Consider the following 21,400-nt stretch of genomic DNA (forward strand, 5'->3'; position numbering starts at 1 on the left):
CCTTTTTACCAAATTATAATCGGCCAATTTCATTGACAGCCTTGTCCATACTTTTGTCATAAGCCTGAAGTACTTTTTGATTTGCTTCAAAAGCACGAAATGCAGTGAGCATTTGGGTCATTGTCTGGGCAGCATCAACATTTGAACGTTCTACGAATCCTTGTTTTAATGAATAAGCTACATCTTCATTACCGATTGCCGTTTGCAGTGCCTGTCCATCTTCAGTCCGGAACAGCCCATTGCCTTCTTTGACCAGAGCATTAGGATTTTCGGCTAGAACAATATTCAATCTTCCAATTGCTTGGTTATTTTCAATAATAGTTCCATCTTCTTGAAGAGTAAAATCACCACTATTAATCATGATTCGTTCATTATTTTCATTCAGGACATAAAAGCCTTCATTTGTAGTTAAAAAGCCTTGTCCATCAATTGTAAAATTACCGTTTCTTGTATATCGACTTTCTCCATTTGCATCTTGTACATGGAAGAAAAGGGATGATCTTTGACCTGTTTGTACATTAATGGGAACATTTAAATCTTGTAAGGCGATATCTGTTTTACGACCAGTATCCTGTAAGTCACCTTGAATAAAATTAGGAATCGTTTCTTGAAGGTAGGCACCAGAGTTTAAAGCTCCAATCGTTCTACCCCCTGGTAACTGAACTCCTGTATTCGGAACGCCTGGGTTATTGATGCGTTGTAACAATAGTTCAGGAAAAGCACGTACACTCGCCTGATCTGCTTTAAAACCAGGTGTGTTAGCATTTGCCATATTATTTGTTAGCAATTCTGTCATTTTCTGCTGGGTGAGCATCCCTGACGCTGCCGTATAAAAGCCTCTTAGCATACTGTTTCTCCTCTCGAACTAATCAATAACTCCATTATAAATGAGTTATGACACAAACTCATCAACCAAAATTAGCTATTTCCTATACAGGATTTCTCTTATCATCACCCGAAACTACGTCTTGGAAGCTTGTCCATACTGTCAAGCATAATCCCTGTTCCAATTGCTACGCAATCCATTGGATTTTCAGCAATTAATACAGGTACACGAAGCTCCTCTGAAAGCAGGGTATCAATTCCGTGTAGAAGTGCTCCTCCACCAGTCAAGATCACTCCACGATCGATAATATCAGCAGAAAGCTCAGGCGGAGTTCTTTCTAGTACTCCTTTTGAAGCTTGTACAATTACAGAAACTGACTCACGAAGAGCCTTTTCAATTTCCTCAGAGCGAACAGTAACCGTTCTAGGTAATCCTGAAACCATATCACGACCACGAATATCAATTTCTTCGTTACGTGCACCTGGGAATACAGTAGCCACCTTAATTTTAATATCCTCAGCAGTTCTTTCCCCAATTAGAAGCTTATAATGGCGCTTAATATAATTTAGAATTTCGTTATCAAAACGATCTCCAGCCATCTTAATTGAAGAGGCGGTGACGATATCTCCCATTGATAATACTGCGATATCTGTAGTTCCACCGCCAATATCAACTACCATATTTCCACTTGGCTGAAAAATGTCCATACCAGCACCAATAGCCGCAACCTTTGGTTCTTCTTCTAAATACACTTTTTTTCCACCGCTTTTTTCAGCAGCTTCTTTAATTGCTTTTTGTTCTACCTTCGTGATGTTTGTTGGGCAACAAATCAAAATTCTAGGTTTAGAAAGAAAGCCCTTTACATTTAGCTTGTTAATGAAATGCTTTAGCATAGCCTCTGTTACATCAAAATCCGCAATGACTCCATCCTTTAATGGACGAATCGCAACTATATTCCCTGGTGTACGTCCTACCATTCGTCTAGCCTCTTCACCAACTGCAAGGACTTTCCCTGTATTTCTGTCAATTGCTACTACTGATGGCTCGTTAAGAACGATCCCTTTACCTTTTACATGAATTAATACATTAGCAGTACCTAGATCAATTCCAATATCCCTTGCAAACATTTCCTCATGTCCTCCTTGCAAATTTACGACGATAATATTCTATAGTTATATTATCACAATTTGACGAAGAGTATATGAATTCACATAAAAAATCAAGGAAAATTTGAAAGAGTTTGTCGAAATCTGAAAAAACATTGCCTCAAACCTAATTTTCCATCCTATTTTACTACTTCCTCATGTTCTTCCTTCTTATACTTTAACTTTGTTGCTTCTCCACCTCGTAAATGACGAATTGATTTATGATAATCAAGAATGTCCTTTACTTCATTCGCTAGTTCTGGATTAATTTCAGGTAATCTTTCCGTCAAGTCCTTGTGAACAGTACTTTTGGAAACTCCAAACTCTTTCGCAATTACGCGAACAGTCTTTTTTGTCTCCACGATATACTTTCCAATCTTGATAGTACGCTCTCTGATGTAATCGTGCACACTACTCGCCTCCCTAATTTGGATGTGAGAAGTGTGAAATGAGACTCGTTTAGTTAGCTACGAAGTAGGAATTATGCTCGTTCATCTAAAGAAGAATGTTTATTTATTTGATCCTTCGAAGACAATTTACGACCCCTCACCTCAAACACTCTCTTTGTTAGGTTTGTAACAGTTTATTAGCTTGGTTGCGGATATATGCTAAAAAGTCAATTAGGACAAGGGTTTTCTCTGATTTTTTTGAAACTTTCGCCCTGTTAATGCAATATGTAGGAATTTCGCTAAATAGTACAAATATTTGTCAATATGAATACTTTTTCAACTCTATATAGAAGAAAATCAACCTGAGAGAATGGTAGAGTGGTTTTGTCATAATGGGGTTATTTTCTGGGAAATATGTCGAAGTGTGATTTAGAGCCAGCTTGCCATTTACTAGATTTACCAATTCCTCTCCTTAAAAGCAGCTTATCTAAATCATATAGAAGGTAGTTAACAGCAAAAAACACCCATTATATTAAAAATGATTGGGTGTTCTATTTATCTCCTATTAAGTTTGATGCTCTTTTAGCTGTTATTATATAACGATTTGGTGCATCACCAACATATCCAAAGGGGAAACAAGTAGTTACAGTTAAAGTTTCTTCATTATAGTCATGTTCAGCCTCTTGTAATTCTTTTTGCTGGCTTTGGTGCGAACTTAAGAGTTCTACTCCTGCAATACCTACAAATAGTAAACCTACAGTAACTAGGATCAGGGGGACAGTTTTATATAATAGTTTCACTCTGGTGTTCTCCATTTCAAAACTAGCTTACATTACAGGCTAATAAATTTCTTTTCTAATATGTCTATCTATCACACTTCCTTAATTTTCCTCAGTAAAAAAACTGCCTTAAAGTGGCAGCTTTTCGTAAGTTTCTATTTAGATTCATTCATCCAAACTTCTCCGTCTTTATAAGTCATTTGTTCTGGATATCTTAAATCTAATACTTCTTCCTGTGATTTCAACGATGGTGGTGCGGTTGATAATGAAACCACCACATTGGTGATAATGGCGGCAATAGCACCGAAAATTCCAGCTCCTGTGTCAATAATACCTAAAATCGTGAATACTCCTGCTTTGGCTGCGAAGATGTATGCTAACGTGACCGCTAATCCTACAATCATTCCTGAAGTCACACCATATGCATTAGATCTCTTCCACCATACTCCGAGCAATAGTGCTGGGAAGAAGGTTCCTGATGCTAACGCGAATGCCCATGCAACAATTTGGGTAATAGCTCCCGGAGGATCTAGTGCCACTAAACCAGCTATAACGGTTGCAATGACGATGGTCCATCTTGCCACAGCTAATCGATTTTTCTCAGAAGCATCTGGCTTTAATACACGGTAGTAAATATCATGTGCGAATGATGAAGAAATCGCAATTAGTAGCCCACCAGCAGTTGATAATGCTGCTGCCATAGCACCCGCTGCCACTAACCCGATGACAAATACACCAAGATTTGCAATCTCTGGAGTTGCCATAACGACGATGTCACGGTCGATAATTAACTCAGACCATTGAAGGATTCCATCACTGTTTTTATCTGCTAATTGAAGTTTACCTGTATTAACCCACGAAGCTGTCCAGGCAGGTAGCTGATCAATTGGCTGTCCTGCAACATTTTTCATTAAGATGAAGCGTGAAAATGCTGCATATGCTGGTGCTGATAAGTATAAAAGTCCAATAAATAATAAGGCCCATGCTCCTGACCAACGTGCTGCTTTCATCGTAGAAACCGTATAAAAACGAACAATTACGTGAGGTAAACCAGCTGTTCCTGCCATGAGTGTAAAGAGTAGTGCTAGAAACTGCCACTTTGTTCCACTAGTAAATGGAGCAAAATACTCAGAAACTCCAAGCTCTCTATCTAAAGCACCTAATTCACTCACAATATTCCCATAAGAAATCCATGGAATAGGATTACCCGTTATTTGTAATGACATGAAAATAACGGGGATTAGATAAGCGATAATCAGGATAATATACTGTGCAACCTGAGTCCAGGTAATCCCCTTCATTCCTCCGAATGCCGCATAAACCGCGATTAGTACGACCCCAATCATTGTTCCTGTTGTTGCATTAATTTCAAACAGTCTTCCAATTACAACACCAGATCCAGAAAGCTGTCCGATTGTGTACGTGAAGCTGATCACAATGGTACAGATAGCGGCTATAATGCGGGCGTAATGACTTTCATAGCGGTCTCCAATAAATTCAGGAACCGTATATCTTCCATATTTTCGAAGCTGTGGAGCTAATAAAAAGGTTAATAGTAAATATCCACCTGTCCAGCCCATTATGTAGGCTAAGCCATTATAACCAAGTAACATAACAGTTCCTGCCATACCAATAAAGGAGGCAGCACTCATCCAGTCAGCACCGATAGCCATTCCATTAAAAATCGGTGGGACTCCACGTCCTGCCACATAGAATTCTGACGTTTCAGTAGCTTTATTGTAATAGGCAATCCCAATATATAGAGCAAATGTTGCTAGAATTATAGTTAAGGAAACAATAAATTGTAAATCCATGATCATTCCCCCTTTTCACAACGGTCTCTTTTTAATGTTCTAATGATTTGCCGATACTTAACTGCTCATTTTGAGCCTCATCAATGCCATATTTTTGATCAATTTTGTCACTTACTTTTGCATTAACAAATAAAAGGATGATAAAGGTTAAAACTGCACCTTGAGCCCCCATGTAGTAATGAAATGGAAAACCTAGAAAGCTAAACTTCGAAAGTGGCTCTGCAAAAAACACCACACCAAACGAAACAATAAACCAAATAAGAAGATAGATCATAATATTTCTTGTTCGCTCACGGAAATAAGCATCTGCTACACTTTTATCAATTTTTCTCATATCATCACCTCCGAAAGATTTAGGCAAACCAACACATTAGAACATTTTTCATAGACCACATCCTTTCATTAACCCGTTGTTAACCAATTGCAAAAATAAACTTTACTGTCTCAATAAATGGAGCTGGGACTAGTACGATTTCAACGATAAAATAGAGAAATATAAATAAGAATGGAAAAATTAGAAGTTGAGGTTTACCCTTTTTAAAAGTAAAGAATAGTGAGAGACCGGTGATAAGTAAGATTACTATAAAGATCATCTGTGTCGACCTCCTGATTTGAATGATTAATAATTGTTTTGATGAAGGCGCTATCATTTTACTGATGTTTATGATAGCTTTTTAAACTCCTAATTTTCGATGAGTGAATATTTTTAATTTTACAATAACTTAATTATCCAAAATTTTCATATGGCCGTCAACTAAGCAAACAGTTAATATTTCTACAAAAAACGAGACTAGTCAACAATTTATGACTAGTCTCGCTCTGTTATTTTTTCATATAGTTCAATACTTCTAGGTCGATCTTCCCTTGCGCTTGCTCTCGTCCCTCAAAATTCTCTGTATGAATATACGTAGTCAATGATTGGAATAGAGTTTCATCATTAACCTCTGTTGTGTTTTCCAGATATCCATGACGATTTAATTGAGAGATTAACTCTGTTCTTACCTCACCTTGGATTTCTAAAATGTTTTCTTCCTTTGTTGGAGCAAAATATAATTGCTGAAGCTCATAAATACGAATAAGCTCTTTAATTGGATCTGGATGCTCATCCACACGGAGGTCAACAAAGCGATCATTATAGCCTGCATAGCCGCCTTTTTCTTTAACAACTAAAAGGGCTGCTGACTGCATACCACGGCTATCACCACCAGCATCCTGACCTGCATCTAGTGCTTTTAATAGTTTTTCAGCTAGAGTTCCCTCCGTACTTTCAAACGTTTTCGCCATTGCCTGTACTGTTTCTTCACTAACTAGAATATTTCCTTGAGCCGCAAAGTATTGTCCCGTAACCCCACCAGCCCAATCGTAGCATTTTTCGCCAGTAAATGTAGCAGCATTTCCTTGGGCATCAACAATACCTGCCTGACGAAATTCTGCTTGCTCATCTTCACTTGTTAATGCATCTAGCGTTTCTTGGGCAGTTTTGCCTGCTTCCATCAACTCTAAACCTTTAGGACCGTATGTGGTGTTAGCATAGGATTGAGTAGCAACCGCTCCGACTCCTGCTTTTGCCCATGGGACAACCGAACCAACTCCAAGAAACTTCGATTGTACAGCAATACCTAGCTCTTTTGTTTTTGGATCAAAGCCTACAATTGAAAATGTCATATGTTTTCCTCCTAATCTAATGATTCTATTAATAGTTTTATGGAATCCTGCAGATCTCGCTGTGACCAACTTGGTACAGAAGGCTGTTGAATGCTTAATTCATGAGAAGCTGGAATATGGATAAAGCCAGCTATCGTATTTTTATTGTGCTTCTGAATGTAATGAAGCGTGTTATACATAACAAAATTACACAAATACGTTCCTGCACTGTTCGAAATTTGGGCAGGATAGTTGTTCTCCTGCAGAACATTAACGAATTGACGGATAGGTAGCGTTGAGAAATAACCATCTGGGCCGTCCTCTTCAATAGCAGCATCCTGTAGAACCACCCCAGTATTATCCGGCGCACCATCTGAACAATTTATCGCAATACGCTCAGGAGTAATCTTTGAACGTCCACCAGCTAGTCCCAAATGAATCACAGCATCCGGCTGAACCTCTTCATATAACTCAATCGCTCTTATAGCAGTTTGATTAAACTCTACAGGTAACACTCTACCCACAACCTCATAATTGCCAATTACCTTACCATCCAATGCCTTCGCAATCTCTTCAGTTGGGTTTACCTTAAACTCCAAAAACGGAACAAATCCTGTTAACAAAAGCTTCTTCATTCCCGCTCCTCCTTTAATCATGCTATATCAATACTAAATCCAAATCTATCAAGCTAAAAAACCCTTTAACCAATTAACGCATTGGGGGCCTGGCCCCCGATGCGTTAATGTGGTAAAGTTTCCCCTATTTAGTACATTAATTAATAAGAAGCAATGGCCCCGTCAGTTCTGCTTTCTGTTCCACCTGTTAGGACGCCTGTTTCTGGATCACGCCAAATAATTTGTCCGCGACCAAACCCACCTGTATCTAAAGCCACTTCAATTTGGTGTCCTTTTCTAGCTAGGGCTTGAGCAAGGTGAAGTGGGAAGTTAGGCTCCACTTGAAATTTCTTATCTTCCATCCACTGCCATCTTGGTGCGTCTAAAGCTGATTGTGGATTTAATCCAAAATCAACCGTATTCATCACGACTTGTAAATGTCCTTGTGGTTGCATATAACCACCCATTACGCCAAATGGTCCTACTGGCACATCTCCCTTTGTTAGGAAGCCAGGGATAATCGTGTGGAACGTTTTCTTACCAGGTTCTAGTGCATTATCATGAGTAGGATCTAAAGAGAAGTCATGTCCTCGGTTTTGTAGAGAGATACCTGTTCCTGGAACGACTACCCCAGAACCAAAGCCCATGTAGTTACTTTGAATAAAGGAAACCATGTTTCCTTCTTCATCGGCTGTTGCTAAATAAACCGTACCACCTTTTGACGGAGTTCCTGGTTCAGGTGTAACAGCTTCTTCTCCAATTAAAGCTCTTCTTTGATCAGCAAATGATTCTGATAACAAGTCTTCAACGGATACTGACATATTCCTTGGATCGGTAATATACTTCTTTCCATCTGTGAATGCTAACTTCATCGCTTCAAATTGCTTGTGAAGTGTATCTAGGTTATCTCTTTCAGAGAATTCATATCCCTTTAATGTATTTAAAGCCATTAAGGTTACTAATCCTTGACCGTTTGGTGGGATCTCCCAAACATCGTAGCCGCGATAGTTCACACTAATTGGCTTTACCCACTCTGGTTGATAGGCTGCAAGATCCTCCTCAGTAATAAAACCATTATGTTTCTTTGAGAAATCACTAATCTTTTTAGCGAGGTTTCCTCTATAGAAAGATTCAGCATTCGTTTCACCAATTTCTCTTAACGTTGAGGCATGTCCTGGTGAATTCCACATTTCTCCGATCTTTGGTGCACGACCATTTGGAGCGAATGTTTCAAACCAACCATCAAACTCTTCACCTTTTGCCATTTGTTTATAGGCTTTATATGCATAACCCCAATACTTACCTAAGATTGGTGACAATGGATATCCATTTTCTGCATATTCAATTGCTGGTTTTAATACTTCTGATAAAGGTAACTTACCAAATCGTTTTGATAACTCTGCCCATGCCGCTGGAACACCAGGTACTGTTACAGGAATTAAGCCAAGCTTTGGCATTGTTTTTTCATGACCACGTTCTTTTACTGCTTCAATAGAAAGACCCTTTGGGGCTGGTCCACTAGAGTTTAAGCCATGTAGTTCTCCTTTTACCCAAACTAAGGCAAAAGCGTCTCCACCAATTCCGTTTGAAGTTGGTTCAACAACCGTTAGAGTTGCGGCAGTTGCGATTGCTGCATCAATTGCATTTCCACCTTTTTTCAATATATCTAATCCAGCCTGTGCTGCTAAAGGCTGTGAAGTGGCAACCATACCTTTTCTAGCAATTGTCGTCATTCGTTGAGATGAATAAGGGTGCGATAAGTAATCCACGTTTCATTTCCTCCTCATATGTATAAATAAAAATAAATTCATTTCGTAAACCGAAACATAACTACATAGATTATATCAGAAAATTTAAAATGATACACTATATTACTTTAACGCATTAGGGGCCTGGCCCCCGCTACGTTAATGTGGTGAAGCAAAGGACAGGCTCCCAACTTAGTTTATGAAAGAAAAGCACAAAAAAACCTATCCATTTTATTTGGATAGGCTTTTGTATCAAGTTGTTGTGGTTTTTGACGAGAATGTTAAATTAAGCTTTTGCTTGTCCGATTGATGCATCTGGAGTGTCAGTTGTGTCTCCCTCTGCATCTTCTTCACCTTGTTCAGGTGCTTCTTCATCAGCAGCGCCTTCTTCTGTTTCTTCGTCAGCTGCTTCTTCACCTTCAGCTTCTTTGTTAGCATCCGTTTCAGTTGCTGCTTCTTCCTTTTTAGCTTCTTCTAGAGAATCAGCGTTTTTTTCAAAGAAGTCTAAAGGATTAACAGGTTCATTGTCTTTACGGATTTCAAAGTGAGTGTGAACACCTGCTTCTTCGTTATAAAGAGAACGTCCTGCAACTGCTAGTAGCTCACCTTGTGCAACATCTGCACCTTCTTCAACTTTTACATTTTCTAAAGCTGAGTACATTGTAGTAATTCCATCACCATGATCAAGTTCTACTACGAATCCTAGTAAAGGATCTTTTACTACTCTTGTAACTGTTCCACTTAAAGATGCTACAACATCAAAGCTTTCCCCATTTTTGCTTACAATATCGATACCTGTGTTACCAGCGTACGTATTATTATAGAATACTAGGGCAGCTTCCTGTTCCTCGGCACTTGCTTCGTCATCGTAGAAGTGCTTTTGGATTTCAATAGAATTAGGGTCAACGACAGGCATAGAGAATTTCTCTACATTACTAATTACTGGTACAGTTTCATTTCCGTTTTCAGCAGTTCCAGGTGTTCCTGTTTCTGTCTCTGTAGTCGGATCTGCTAGATCAGTCGTACTGTTTTGATACCATAATACGGCTGTCAGAATGATTGCTGCACTTGCAAGATAGATTGCTGGGAATACCCAACGTTTTTTGAATAATTGTGTTTTTGACTTACGAGGATTTTTGTTTTCTTCCTCTCTCATCATTATCATCACCTCAGCAATCAGTCTGAACACAATCTCGTAAATATATACATCATTGCAAAAAAATTTTTATAGATTATTTTTCGACAAAGCTAGAATTATTATTCATAGATATAGTAATTTTTTATTTTTCTGGCTGTTTTCCTTGTAATAACGCTGTTTTCTCTTATAGGTAGTATAGTCCAATTCACTCCACTACCATTTTTTTAAAACAATAATCTTTAACAAAAGAAATTATTAAAAGAAGGATTTCCATATGGAAAAGTCAAATAATGATTTGTACAAAGGCTCTGTAAATAGGCTAGTTGATTTCCATTACGGATTTTCTATCCTTAAACACAGCCTATCTATACTAAATAAAGGAGTGATGTAATGAGTAGAAGACCACGCGTATGGTTTCCTGGTGCAATCTATCATATTACTAGTAGAGGAAATCGGAGATCGATTATATTTAATAATCAAGAAGATTACGATCGATACTTTTCTATTATCATGGAAACACAAAATGAGTTCCCCTTCCAACTTCACGCATATTGCCTCATGTCAAACCACCTTCACTTGCTGCTGGAAACAAAAACAACCCCTATTCAAGAGATTATGTGGACGATCCAAACCACCTATGCTAATTATTTCAATAAGCGTTATCAAGTAGATGGTCATGTCTTTCAGGGAAGATACGGCGCCAAGCTGATCGATTCTCAAAAATACTTTGTCGATGCTGGGCGTTATATTCATATGAATCCCCTGCATGCGCAAATAGTAGAATATCCTGCTGATTATAAATATAGCAGCTATCAATACTATGTTAACGGCAATCCACCACCCTTCCTAAATATCTCAAAAACCATCTCCTTATTCCCAGGACCCAAAAGCTATCAATTCTTTATAGAAAAAAGTTCTACCACAACCATCTAGTCTATTATTTCACTATCAATCCATTAACAAATTAACGCATTGGGGGCCAGGCCCCCAATGCGTTAATGGATAAAAACGCTATTTTTATGTTATTTACTATAGGCTGTAAGTTTATCTAGGTATGAATTAATGGGTGTGATTTCAATCCCTTGGTAGTAGTGGTTAATAATTTCTTGATATGTTTTTCCTTGTTGTGCCATTCCGTTTGCGCCGTACTGGCTCATTCCTACACCGTGTCCATAACCTTTAGTGGTAATAACGATATCATTACCTTTACGTTCCCATGTAAAGTCGGAGGAATATAGATCAAGTGCTTCACGAACTTCACGTCCTGTAAAGGTTTTGCCACCAATTTTGACGGAGCCTACACGGTTTCCTTTTGTTCGTGAAGTGATTGTTCCAATTTCACTGCTATCCCCGATCTTTACGCCAAGCCCACTTTCAAATTTACTAACTGGAATCGAAGTACTTACAATATATTTAGGAGATTGATCATCCCAAGGACTTTCTACGCTTTTTAAGTAAGGGTAGGGATTAGCCCAATAATCTTCAGAGTTCTCGGTAAAGCCGTTACTTGTTGAAAAGAAAGAAGCTGTAATCGGTGTTCCTTCATGAGTAAGGATTTGACCCGATGTTTCGTTAACAGCTTTTGTTATTTTCTCTAGTCTTGTAGAAAATTCGTCTTTCCATATCTCTTTTAATTCACCATTGTCCTTATATACCTGGTGATTGATAGTATCGGTAACTTTTGCCGTTGATCCTTTTGGTACTCCTATGGCCTCTTCATTTAAAAGTTGTTGCACAATATATGTACGTGCGGCTAATGCTTGAGCTTTTAATGCTTCCATTTCAAATTCCGCAGGCATCTCGGACGCAACAACACCTACTACATATTGCTCAATTGGTATTTCTTCAATAACCTTCTTCTCCGTTCGATAAACAGGAACAGATACAGGTATAGCATTTTCGATTTCTGGTGTAGATAACACCTGAGGCTGTATATCTTCAACTAAAGACCCCTTTGTTCCCTCTGTAAAGGGTACGACTAATAATGTTGGAATAATTAGTGTGACAATAAATAAAATCGAGCCTATTACGATCATTGGTTTTAACGGTTTCAAATCTCCAGCCTCCATCCCTTTGTTTTTCAAGTTGCTTATTACATTTTTATGGAGGTGGACAAACTATTATGACTAAATCTCTTAACTCTTTTAAAACTTATTAATAGAGTTTCTTTTCTTTATAAATACTTCGTTTTTCATCAGTCATACTGTATATTCAATTATTTTTAAACAATCACCTCTAAATCAAAACATCATACAACTTACCTTCACATTTTATTTAGATATGTAAAATTTTTAAAAAAAGTTTCATTATTAGCAGTTATTGTTATATAACAATGTTGATGGATTGTTCTAAACAATACAGAAGGTACAGAATATAAGAATCCTTCATCAAATGCCTCACATCGTGTGCTACACAAATAGAGGATCCAGCTTATTTTGCAAGCGTGGCATAGCAGGACTACGGTTTTACCCCCCACAGGCTCTCTTAAGGAGCACACAGCAAGCCCACGAAAATCGAGCACCATAGAGTGACAGTCACTCAACATTGTTCAATTGCCCAAGCTGAAACTGCAGAAAAAATTATTCTACACTAAGATCACCACATAAACAAAAAATATCAGAAAACTGATGTAATAGTACTGTAAGGAATTATTTATTTCCAAACGACATAGACTTAATTAACTAACAACACTAACACCAAAGCACTATATGGAGTTTTTTCATAAATAAAAAAGGAAGCCAGTTTGGCTCCCTTAACTTTTAAGCATTTAGATCTGAAGTTTTTGCTTCTTGTTCCACAATGCTTTGCTCTTCTTCTACAATTCGTTCAATGTCTGCACCTAATCCAGCTAGTTTTTGGTGGAAGTTTACATATCCACGGTCGAGATGCTTTAGCTCGCCTACACGAGTGTATCCATCTGCGACAAGGCCGGCAATGATTAGAGCTGCACCTGCACGAAGGTCTGTAGCAGACACTTCTGCTCCTTGAAGGGTACCCGGACCGTTAATAATCACAGATCGACCTTCAATTTTAATTTCACCGTTCATACGGCGGAATTCTTCAACGTGCATAAAACGATTTTCGAAAACTGTTTCTGTAATCATACTCGTGCCTTTTGCCTTAAGCAATAAAGCCATCATTTGTGACTGCATATCAGTCGGGAAACCAGGATGTGGCATCGTTTTTAAATCGACTGCCTTAAGTGTTTCAGGACCGATGATACGTAGACCATCTTCTTCTTCCTGAATGATTACACCCATTTCTTCTAGCTTCGCGATTAAAGAACTTAAATGCTCAGGAACAGCACCTTGAACATATACATTTCCTCCCGTAATCGCTGCAGCTACCATAAAGGTTCCTGCTTCAACACGGTCTGGAATCACGCTATGTTCCGCTCCAGATAATTGGTCAACACCTTCAATTTTAATGGTACCTGTTCCAGCACCACGGATTTTCGCACCCATCTTGTTTAGATAGTTTGCTAAATCTACAATCTCAGGTTCTTTCGCACAATTTTCTAGAATTGTCGTTCCTTTTGCTAAAGTAGCAGCCATCATGACGTTTTCAGTTGCACCAACGCTTGGTGTATCGAAATAAACTTTTGCACCAACAAGTCTGCCATTTACTTCAGCTTCGATATAACCGTTACCAACCTTCACTTTCGCGCCCATTGCTTCAAAGCCCTTTAAGTGTTGGTCGATTGGTCTAGAACCAATTGCACAACCACCTGGTAAGGCAATTCTTGCTTTACCGTTACGTGCAAGTAATGAACCCATTACTAGGACAGATGCTCTCATCTTGCGTACATATTCAAAAGGAGCTTCTGTTGTTAAATTTTTTGTCGCATCTACTGTAATCTGACCGTTCTCAAACGTAACATCGGCATTTAGCTGTCTTAACACTTCATTAATCGTATAAACATCAGAAAGCTCCGGCACATCCGAAATAATACTTTTACCTTCTTTTGCTAATATGGATGCAGCGATAACAGGCAAAACGGCGTTTTTTGCTCCTTCAACTTTAACTGTTCCGTTTAATTGCCTTCCGCCACGGACGATGATTTTTTCCAAGGTTATTCCCCTCCGCGTCCAATTTCTCTATATTCATATTCATCTCAAAACGATGGTGTTCCTACCAAGAGGCAAGAAAACCGCCCAACGTTGCTTTATAAGATCTCTTATTTTTCACGTTAATTAGATCTTTCTTTCCACAATCTTAGTATATGCAGTAGGAGAGCCAAATGTCTCTTTACTCTAGATTTTCGTTAACTAACAAAGATTTTCGCTCGAAAGTCCACTTTAAATGAAAAACCATAAAACCTATTCAATCTTATCATTGATTTTCACGTATATACAAGATAATTTTTGTAAAAAAACAAGGAAGATTGTCATTATTTGTATGAACTAAACAGGACAAAAGGCTCAGTTCCAACCGCTAATTACTACATGATAGAGTACGTGTGGTAGTAAAATTTTTTGAGGGTAAACAGCTTCTTAATTCATTAGACGTAATGTTACGAGATTAAGTTACTTAATATTATCCTATTAGCTTTCTTACATTTCGTTCCCGCTCTCGCTTTCTCCTTACATTCATTTTTAACCAAGAAAGTGTTCAACATACGTGGAAAAAGTCGTCATTTCAATACATTAGTGGACATATAAAAAACCCATACCTTTATAGAATATGGGCGAATGCCTGCTAAAATAACAATGGAATTTGCTGTGACCATAATAAATAATCAAGGAAAAAGTTACTAACAGATGTCCCAATTGTAATGGTTAATAAAATTAAAATAACACGTGCTTGGTAAACATGATTGGGTTTAATAAGAACCTCAAATCTAACTGCTTGAAGTGCCCACCAAGTGATCGTAATAAATAATAAATGAGAAATGATACTGATCAGAGCTTGCTGCCCAAAAAACTGATCAACCATGAAACAACCCCCTCTTTGTACCTATTCTTGTGACAGGTATAACTTAAAAAATAGAACAAGAGGCCTAGTCAGCCTCTCGTTCTACTCTTTATTGAAAAAAGTCTATGCTAAAATGACCGTGTTGATGGAATACATCAAGTGCTAAGTTAGGGAAGATTCCTAATCCAATTGTTCCAATCACACAGATTACAATTAACAATGCGGTGCTAAATGGGAACTTAATTGGTTCTGAATCATTTGCTGGACGGAAGAAAATCTGTCCAAGTAACCCGAAGTAATATACATAAGAAATAACAGTTACTCCGACCATAATACTAACTAACAAATACTGCTCCATTAAAAGTGCTCCTGTAAAGATGTTTAACTTTGCAATGAATCCTGCAGTACCAGGAATTCCTGCTAAGGAAACAATAAATACTCCAAAGGCTAACGCTAATAATGGTGATTTTCGATATAGACCTGTGAATTCACTAATATCTTCTTTTCCTGTTTTAGATATAACAAGCTGAAGAATGGCAAATGCACCAAAGTTCATCAAGCCGTACGCTAATAAGTAGAACCAGATAGAGTCTAACATGATTGGAGACAATGCCATAAATGCAACTAGTACATAACCGGCATGAGCAATACTTGAATAAGCGAATAGACGCTTTACATTACGCTGACGTAGCGCAATCGTATTCCCTACAATCATGGTTATAGCTGCGATGATTGCAATATAGTCCCCCATAGAGACGATTAAACTTGTCGTTCCACCTTCTGCTGGTGTTTTTGAAAATAGAGTTAAGAAAATCCTTAGAATAATCACAAACCCTGCTGTTTTCGAAACAACACTTAGGAACGCCGTTACAGGCATTGGTGATCCTTCATATACATCAGGTGCCCACATATGGAATGGTGCTGATGCTAGCTTAAACGATAACCCAATGAACACCATTGCAAAAGCAATTGCTGCTATATATTGGTGATCCTCTGATAGAAGTCCGCCAAGTCTTTGACTAATGACGATTAAATTCGTCGATCCTGTTAATCCATAGATATAGCTCATTCCGAACAATACGATAGCGGTAGAAATACCACCGTTGATCACATATTTCATCGCTGCTTCGTTTGAAGGTAAATGCTTCTTTCTCAGACCAGCTAGAATATATGACGAAATGGATAATAACTCAAGACCTACAAATAATGTAATTAAATCACCACTTGATGCCATGATCATAGCACCTAATAAAGCAGTTAAGAATAAGTAGTAAAACTCGCCTCTGTACTCAAGCTTTTCTCTTGGGTCATAATCTGCTGCTAAAAGCATCACAAATGCTCCACCTATTAACAGAAGAATTTTGAAAAGCTTAGAAAAAGAATCAAGTCGATACGTATTTTCTAAGATTTGAACTGCTGGATCTCCTAGCTGCATAAATAACATACCAAGAGCCACGATAATTCCAGCTAAGCCTAGCCATGCAAACTGTTTACGATCAATACTTGGCTTTAAGAATAAATCAAGTAGAGAGAGAAGGGTGGCAACACCTAGGATGATGAATTCAGGTGCCATTGCTCCCCATTCAAAGCTTAGTAGTGTTTGTGTATCCATCCCCTCAACCTCCTATTCCTAACATGATGGTTTCAACCGTAGATTGTAAAGGTACAGTTAACAGTGAAGGATATACACCAATTAAGATAATTAATCCTAATAGGACAAACACTGGTACCAATTCAACACCCTTTATATCAGGTGCATCTTCTATTTTTTCATGTAATGGACCAAACGTCATACTCAGAACAGCACGTAATAAATAAACAGCTGTCATAATAATCCCGATCGTTCCGATTGCCGCCAGAATCGGCATTGTTTTAAATAATCCTAAAAATGCCATAAATTCACTAACAAACCCTGACATCCCAGGTAAACCAAGCGATGCCATTGCACCTGTTAAAAGGAATCCAGCAGTTAAAGGCATTATCTTTGCGACCCCACTTAAACGTCCTAGTGTTGTAGTGTGAACACGCTCGTAAAGGACTCCTACGAGGAAGAACAATAATGCTGATATTAATCCATGTGATACAACCTGGAAGATTGCCCCCTGAATCCCAGCTTCATTTAATGCTCCTAATCCTATTAAGACAATTCCCATATGAGAAATACTCGAGTAAGCTAGAACCATCTTAAAGTCATCTTGGATAAACGCTAAAAATGCACCATATAATAGGTTGATAACACCTAGAATCGCAAGAATAACCGCAAATGACTGATATTCACCCGGAAATAATCCTGCTCCAAAACGGATTAATCCGAATGCTCCGATCTTTAAAAGGATCCCTGAGTGAAGCATAACAATAGATGGTGGTGCTTGAACGTGTACACGTAGCATCCAGCTATGCAACGGGAAGATTGGAAGCTTTACCCCAAAAGCAATCACTAAACTAATGAATAGACCCCATCTAATTTCCGAGGTAAATGGTAGAACAAGCTGTTCTGGATCATATTCACCATTTAAAATTTGTCCTAGCAAGTCAATATTAGTTGTCCCTGTTCTTGCAAACAAAACAATAATAACAACAAGTAAGATAGCAGAACCAATACCGTTATAAATTAAGTAGCTATAAGCTGCTTTTTCTCTGTCAAAATAACCCCATTTTCCAATTAGGAAAAACATTGGAATTAACGTAAGTTCAAAGAAGATAAAGAATAAGATTAGGTTTTCTGCTGCAAAGACTCCAAGCATACCGATTTCAAGTAAAAGAAATAGTAAGAAATAACCTTTCCATTCCTTTTTAATATGAATCGCTGCAATGGAAGATAATGTAGCTAAAATAGTTGTTAACAGCAATAAGATTAGTGAAAAGCCATCAACACCTAATTCATAATCAATTGCAAATAATCGACCCTTAAACACTTCAAAGTTACCAATTTGTATCCACTCATATACCTCAGAAAAAGAGCTTAATGCTCTACCTGAAAGGTATTGTCCGTAAATTATAAGAGCAAGACCTAATGGTAGCAAAGTACTTAGAAAGCCAACTAATTTTAAAGTTTTCTCCTCTGTTTTAGGTATAAATGTCAGCACAAGCATACCGAGGATTGGGGAGAAAATTAAGAGTGAAAGTAGAAATGACTCATTCATCCTAAATACCCCCCTACAAATGCATATACAAGCAGGAATAAAGCTAAACCAACGAATGCCACTGCACCATAAGTTTGCACTTGCCCATTATGAGCCGCAGAACCAACTTTGCTAAACGTATTAACAAGTGCTTTTATTCCATTAATGATTCCTTCAATAATGAAGATTTCAATATACTTTAAGAATAAGCTAAACGTTTTTGTTGCATATACCACTGTCATTTTGTAAAACTCATCAACGAAGTATTTGTTATACAGAATTCCATATCCAGTTGGAAATGTAGCACTTAACCAATCTCGACGAATCGTCTTGTTTCCATAAATCATATAAGCTAACAAAATTCCTCCGACTGACACGATTGTAGCAACTGCCATAATCCAAAGCGGAGCTTCGTGATGACCTCCAAGTGCATGGTTATCAGCTGTTAGCCAATCGCCAAGAAACGTTCCAAACCATGGCGTATTCACATATCCCGCAAAAACAGCTAGAACTCCAAGAATGATCATTGGGAATGTCATAACAGCTGGTGATTCATGAACGTGCTTTTGGTTTCCACGAGGATTACCGGTAAACACCATAAAGAATAATCTAAACATATAGAATGCTGTGAAGAAGGCTGCAATAATTGCTAATATGAATAATCCATAATTCCCATGTGCCCAAGTCACAACAAGAATTTCTTCCTTACTAAAAAATCCAGAAAATAACGGGACACCACTAATAGCAAGTGTTCCTATTAAGAAAAGTGGTGCTGTTACACGAAGCTTTTTCCAAAGCCCGCCCATTTCCTCAATGTTTTGATTATGGACAGCATGAATGACACTTCCCGCTGCAAGGAATAACAAGGCCTTAAAGAAAGCATGTGTCATTAAGTGGAATACACCTGCAACATAGCCTGCAGAACCTAATGCAAGCATCATATATCCCAGCTGACTCACAGTCGAATAAGCAAGTACACGTTTAATATCTGTTTGAACTAAACCAATGGATGCAGCAAATATAGCTGTAAAAGCACCAATTGCAGCCACTGTGTATAGTGCTGTTTCACTTGCAGCGAATAATGGAAATAATGCTGCTACTAAGTACACACCAGCAGCTACCATGGTCGCAGCATGAATTAGTGCCGACACTGGCGTTGGACCTTCCATTGCATCAGGAAGCCAAGTATGAAGTGGGAACTGACCTGATTTACCAATCGCCCCAATAAATATTAAAATCGCTGTTAACGTGATCATTTCATATGAGATGGCACCTGCATCAACTGCTGCAAAGATATCATCATATTCAAAGCTACCCACCTGCCAAAAAAGAAGGATCATCCCGATTAGTAATCCAACATCACCAATACGTGTCATGATAAATGCTTTTTTTGCAGCTGCTTTAGCTTCATTTTTATAGAAGTAGAAACCGATTAGTAAAAATGAGCCCAAACCAACTAGCTCCCAGAAAATATACGTTTGCAACAGGTTGGGTGAAAGTACCAGCCCTAACATTGCGAATGTAAATAAGCCTAAATAGGCGAAAAACACATGAATTCGTTCGTCATCATGCATATAACCTTTTGAATACATATGTACTAAGAAACTAACAAGAGAAACAATAAATAACATTAATGCATTTAATTGATTCACTTCAAAGCCTGCTGTCAGTTGGATTTCTCCGATTGTTAACCACGTAAATTCTGTTTTTACATTTGGTGACGTAAACCTAGTAACTAGGACAATAACAGAATAGACTAAAGCGATTAACGTGAACAGCATGCCTACATATGCACTTCCTTCTTTCATCCGTTTGCCGATTAGAAGTAGTGTTAAAAAGGAGGCAAGCGGAAAAAGCGGTATTAACCATGCCATTTCCATCATTTGTATCACAATCCCCTTTTTCATTGTATAGGAGTTAAATTCGTACTGATTAATCAGACTTATTTCTTCAATAAATTCATTTCATCCACGTTAACCGTTGAGCGGTTACGATATAGTGCGATTAAGATAGCAAGACCTACTGCTGCCTCTGCTGCTGCAATGGCAATCGAAAACAAGGCAAAAATTTGACCTGAAATGCCAGGGATCATTCCATATTTACTAAATGCCACTAAATTAATATTAGCAGCGTTTAACATTAACTCAACGGAGATCAAGACAATGACAGTATTACGCTTTGTTAGAGCTCCATATAGTCCAATACAAAATAGAATTAAAGCTAAGACGAGGTAGGCAGATAACGGCACTGAACTCATTTGTCATTATCCTCCTTTTTATCATCTTTTTTCGCTAATACGATTGCACCGATTAAAGCAACAAGTAGGATTACCGACGTTAATTCAAAAGGAATCACATACTCTGAATATAACGCAATTCCAATTTGCTTCGTATTTTCTACATGAAGGTCAGTTGCTTGATTAGGAAATTCAAGATTATAAATACCAAAGTATACGGAAATCGCAAAAGCAGCAATCCCACCAAGTATTAATAGCCTTTTCCCTAAGCTAGACTTGGGTTCGCTCGTATCATTATGCCTAGTTAACATGATTCCAAAAAGCATAATGATCGTGATCGCTCCTGAATAGATTAGGATTTGTACTGCTGCCAAAAACTCGGCTGACAGCAGTATAAAGATTCCAGCAATGCTAATGAACGTGAAAACTAATGCAATCACCATATGAACGACTTGCGTAAGGTTGATCATGAGAACGCCGCCTGCAATAGCGATTAATGCTAAGACTAAAAATGCTATAAACTCGCCACTCATGCTTTATTCTCCTTCCGCACATTCGTATCATTTTCATCTAGCCATTCTAGATTTTTGAATAGCTCATCTCGGCTATATTCAGCAAGCTCGAAATTATTGGTCATTATGATTGCTTCAGTTGGGCAAACCTCTGTACAAAGATCACACAGGATACAAATTTCAAAATTGATATCGTACGTGTCAATAATTTTGCCTTTTTTCGTAGGGTCTGGATGCTTCTTCCCTGTTAACTGGATACAATCGGTTGGGCATATATTCGCACATTGATTACAGACGATACACTTCTCTGGATAGAATTTTTGAATTCCCCGGAAGCGGTCCGGCAGAGGTAGTGGCTCATTTGGATAATCATATGTTACTTTCTTTTTTGATAAGTTTTGAAGGGTATATTTTAAACCTTTCGCTAATCCAAGCATGCTCTTTTCACACCCCTTTTTAGTCGTTTGTTTAGACTTTAATTTTAGAGTTTTAGGTGTTTTTTTAGATTTTTTTTATTTG

21 protein-coding genes are annotated in these 21,400 nt (G+C 38.0%); 1 reads left to right on the forward strand and 20 read right to left on the reverse strand.

Annotated features, from left to right (window positions below; all coding sequences use genetic code 11):
- Positions 1 to 13 precede the first annotated feature (13 nt).
- The 11 genes from G4D63_RS14290 to G4D63_RS14340 form a co-directional block, all read right to left on the reverse strand.
- Positions 14 to 847 carry a flagellar hook-basal body protein gene (locus tag G4D63_RS14290; RefSeq protein WP_163180359.1) on the reverse strand — a complete coding sequence of 278 codons (834 nt, stop codon included), beginning with the start codon at positions 845 to 847 and terminating at the stop codon, positions 14 to 16.
- A 104-nt stretch (positions 848 to 951) separates the two neighbouring features.
- Positions 952 to 1,953, reverse strand: coding sequence for a rod shape-determining protein (gene mreB / locus G4D63_RS14295; protein WP_163180360.1), 1,002 nt, complete (start codon positions 1,951 to 1,953; stop codon positions 952 to 954).
- Between the two features lie 158 nt (positions 1,954 to 2,111).
- Positions 2,112 to 2,381 (reverse strand): sporulation transcriptional regulator SpoIIID, encoded by a 270-nt coding sequence (gene spoIIID, locus G4D63_RS14300; protein ID WP_163180361.1) that lies wholly within the window; start codon positions 2,379 to 2,381, stop codon positions 2,112 to 2,114.
- A 530-nt stretch (positions 2,382 to 2,911) separates the two neighbouring features.
- A complete protein-coding gene (locus G4D63_RS14305) occupies positions 2,912 to 3,160 on the reverse strand; it encodes a sortase family protein (RefSeq protein ID WP_163180312.1) in 249 nt (82 codons plus the stop codon).
- A 134-nt stretch (positions 3,161 to 3,294) separates the two neighbouring features.
- On the reverse strand, positions 3,295 to 4,953 hold the full coding sequence (locus G4D63_RS14310) for a sodium:solute symporter family protein (RefSeq protein ID WP_163180362.1): 1,659 nt from the start codon (positions 4,951 to 4,953) through the stop codon (positions 3,295 to 3,297).
- A gap of 31 nt (positions 4,954 to 4,984) precedes the next feature.
- Positions 4,985 to 5,287, reverse strand: coding sequence for a DUF4212 domain-containing protein (locus G4D63_RS14315; protein WP_163180363.1), 303 nt, complete (start codon positions 5,285 to 5,287; stop codon positions 4,985 to 4,987).
- A 79-nt stretch (positions 5,288 to 5,366) separates the two neighbouring features.
- Entirely contained in the window at positions 5,367 to 5,546 is a 180-nt protein-coding gene (locus tag G4D63_RS14320) for a hypothetical protein (protein ID WP_163180364.1), read from the reverse strand.
- A gap of 229 nt (positions 5,547 to 5,775) precedes the next feature.
- On the reverse strand, positions 5,776 to 6,618 hold the full coding sequence (locus G4D63_RS14325; protein WP_163180365.1) for a DUF1028 domain-containing protein: 843 nt from the start codon (positions 6,616 to 6,618) through the stop codon (positions 5,776 to 5,778).
- 11 nt (positions 6,619 to 6,629) lie between these two features.
- A complete protein-coding gene (locus G4D63_RS14330; RefSeq protein WP_163180366.1) occupies positions 6,630 to 7,232 on the reverse strand; it encodes a pyroglutamyl-peptidase I in 603 nt (200 codons plus the stop codon).
- A gap of 140 nt (positions 7,233 to 7,372) precedes the next feature.
- The gene (locus G4D63_RS14335) at positions 7,373 to 8,944 is read right to left on the reverse strand and encodes a gamma-glutamyltransferase family protein (protein WP_163180620.1); all 1,572 of its coding nucleotides are present in this window, start codon (positions 8,942 to 8,944) and stop codon (positions 7,373 to 7,375) included.
- A 301-nt stretch (positions 8,945 to 9,245) separates the two neighbouring features.
- Complete coding sequence (locus tag G4D63_RS14340) at positions 9,246 to 10,118, reverse strand: stage II sporulation protein SpoIIQ (protein ID WP_239585989.1); 873 nt, start codon at positions 10,116 to 10,118, stop codon at positions 9,246 to 9,248.
- Between the two features lie 369 nt (positions 10,119 to 10,487).
- Here G4D63_RS14340 and G4D63_RS14345 point away from each other — a divergent pair, with 369 nt between their 5' ends.
- Positions 10,488 to 11,030, forward strand: a complete 543-nt coding sequence (locus tag G4D63_RS14345; RefSeq protein ID WP_163180367.1) for an REP-associated tyrosine transposase — start codon at positions 10,488 to 10,490, stop codon at positions 11,028 to 11,030.
- A gap of 89 nt (positions 11,031 to 11,119) precedes the next feature.
- Here G4D63_RS14345 and spoIID read toward each other — a convergent pair whose 3' ends face one another.
- The 9 genes from spoIID to nuoI form a co-directional block, all read right to left on the reverse strand.
- Positions 11,120 to 12,151: a stage II sporulation protein D gene (gene spoIID / locus G4D63_RS14350; RefSeq protein ID WP_239585988.1), complete on the reverse strand. Its 1,032-nt coding sequence runs from the start codon at positions 12,149 to 12,151 to the stop codon at positions 11,120 to 11,122.
- Between the two features lie 705 nt (positions 12,152 to 12,856).
- The gene (gene murA / locus G4D63_RS14355; RefSeq protein WP_163180368.1) at positions 12,857 to 14,167 is read right to left on the reverse strand and encodes a UDP-N-acetylglucosamine 1-carboxyvinyltransferase; all 1,311 of its coding nucleotides are present in this window, start codon (positions 14,165 to 14,167) and stop codon (positions 12,857 to 12,859) included.
- A 628-nt stretch (positions 14,168 to 14,795) separates the two neighbouring features.
- On the reverse strand, positions 14,796 to 15,032 hold the full coding sequence (locus G4D63_RS14360) for a DUF1146 family protein (protein ID WP_163180369.1): 237 nt from the start codon (positions 15,030 to 15,032) through the stop codon (positions 14,796 to 14,798).
- 88 nt (positions 15,033 to 15,120) lie between these two features.
- Positions 15,121 to 16,623 carry an NADH-quinone oxidoreductase subunit NuoN gene (nuoN, locus tag G4D63_RS14365; protein WP_163180370.1) on the reverse strand — a complete coding sequence of 501 codons (1,503 nt, stop codon included), beginning with the start codon at positions 16,621 to 16,623 and terminating at the stop codon, positions 15,121 to 15,123.
- A gap of 4 nt (positions 16,624 to 16,627) precedes the next feature.
- Positions 16,628 to 18,154: an NADH-quinone oxidoreductase subunit M gene (locus G4D63_RS14370; protein WP_163180371.1), complete on the reverse strand. Its 1,527-nt coding sequence runs from the start codon at positions 18,152 to 18,154 to the stop codon at positions 16,628 to 16,630.
- The gene (nuoL, locus tag G4D63_RS14375) at positions 18,151 to 20,016 is read right to left on the reverse strand and encodes an NADH-quinone oxidoreductase subunit L (RefSeq protein ID WP_163180372.1); all 1,866 of its coding nucleotides are present in this window, start codon (positions 20,014 to 20,016) and stop codon (positions 18,151 to 18,153) included. Before nuoL ends, G4D63_RS14370 begins: the two co-directional genes overlap by 4 nt.
- Before the next feature lie 59 nt (positions 20,017 to 20,075).
- Positions 20,076 to 20,390 (reverse strand): NADH-quinone oxidoreductase subunit NuoK, encoded by a 315-nt coding sequence (gene nuoK, locus G4D63_RS14380; RefSeq protein ID WP_163180373.1) that lies wholly within the window; start codon positions 20,388 to 20,390, stop codon positions 20,076 to 20,078.
- On the reverse strand, positions 20,387 to 20,902 hold the full coding sequence (locus G4D63_RS14385; protein ID WP_163180374.1) for an NADH-quinone oxidoreductase subunit J: 516 nt from the start codon (positions 20,900 to 20,902) through the stop codon (positions 20,387 to 20,389). The genes nuoK and G4D63_RS14385 overlap by 4 nt, the downstream gene beginning before the upstream one ends.
- Complete coding sequence (gene nuoI / locus G4D63_RS14390; RefSeq protein ID WP_163180375.1) at positions 20,899 to 21,318, reverse strand: NADH-quinone oxidoreductase subunit NuoI; 420 nt, start codon at positions 21,316 to 21,318, stop codon at positions 20,899 to 20,901. The genes G4D63_RS14385 and nuoI overlap by 4 nt, the downstream gene beginning before the upstream one ends.
- Positions 21,319 to 21,400 lie beyond the last annotated feature (82 nt).

Source organism: Bacillus mesophilus, assembly GCF_011008845.1.
GTDB classification, from domain to species: domain Bacteria; phylum Bacillota; class Bacilli; order Bacillales; family SA4; genus Bacillus_BS; species Bacillus_BS mesophilus.

Excerpts from the sequence above, each read along its gene's own strand:
- G4D63_RS14290 (WP_163180359.1), bottom strand. The coding sequence starts at position 847 with ATGCTAAGAGGCTTTTATACGGCAGCGTCAGGGATGCTCACCCAGCAG.
- mreB (WP_163180360.1), bottom strand. The coding sequence starts at position 1,953 with ATGTTTGCAAGGGATATTGGAATTGATCTAGGTACTGCTAATGTATTA.
- G4D63_RS14310 (WP_163180362.1), bottom strand. The coding sequence starts at position 4,953 with ATGGATTTACAATTTATTGTTTCCTTAACTATAATTCTAGCAACATTT.
- G4D63_RS14315 (WP_163180363.1), bottom strand. The coding sequence starts at position 5,287 with ATGAGAAAAATTGATAAAAGTGTAGCAGATGCTTATTTCCGTGAGCGA.
- G4D63_RS14320 (WP_163180364.1), bottom strand. The coding sequence starts at position 5,546 with ATGATCTTTATAGTAATCTTACTTATCACCGGTCTCTCACTATTCTTT.
- G4D63_RS14325 (WP_163180365.1), bottom strand. The coding sequence starts at position 6,618 with ATGACATTTTCAATTGTAGGCTTTGATCCAAAAACAAAAGAGCTAGGT.
- G4D63_RS14330 (WP_163180366.1), bottom strand. The coding sequence starts at position 7,232 with ATGAAGAAGCTTTTGTTAACAGGATTTGTTCCGTTTTTGGAGTTTAAG.
- G4D63_RS14335 (WP_163180620.1), bottom strand. The coding sequence starts at position 8,944 with ATGACGACAATTGCTAGAAAAGGTATGGTTGCCACTTCACAGCCTTTA.
- G4D63_RS14340 (WP_239585989.1), bottom strand. The coding sequence starts at position 10,118 with ATGATGAGAGAGGAAGAAAACAAAAATCCTCGTAAGTCAAAAACACAA.
- G4D63_RS14345 (WP_163180367.1), top strand. The coding sequence starts at position 10,488 with ATGAGTAGAAGACCACGCGTATGGTTTCCTGGTGCAATCTATCATATT.
- G4D63_RS14360 (WP_163180369.1), bottom strand. The coding sequence starts at position 15,032 with ATGGTTGATCAGTTTTTTGGGCAGCAAGCTCTGATCAGTATCATTTCT.
- nuoN (WP_163180370.1), bottom strand. The coding sequence starts at position 16,623 with ATGGATACACAAACACTACTAAGCTTTGAATGGGGAGCAATGGCACCT.
- G4D63_RS14370 (WP_163180371.1), bottom strand. The coding sequence starts at position 18,154 with ATGAATGAGTCATTTCTACTTTCACTCTTAATTTTCTCCCCAATCCTC.
- nuoL (WP_163180372.1), bottom strand. The coding sequence starts at position 20,016 with ATGATGGAAATGGCATGGTTAATACCGCTTTTTCCGCTTGCCTCCTTT.
- nuoK (WP_163180373.1), bottom strand. The coding sequence starts at position 20,390 with ATGAGTTCAGTGCCGTTATCTGCCTACCTCGTCTTAGCTTTAATTCTA.
- G4D63_RS14385 (WP_163180374.1), bottom strand. The coding sequence starts at position 20,902 with ATGAGTGGCGAGTTTATAGCATTTTTAGTCTTAGCATTAATCGCTATT.
- nuoI (WP_163180375.1), bottom strand. The coding sequence starts at position 21,318 with ATGCTTGGATTAGCGAAAGGTTTAAAATATACCCTTCAAAACTTATCA.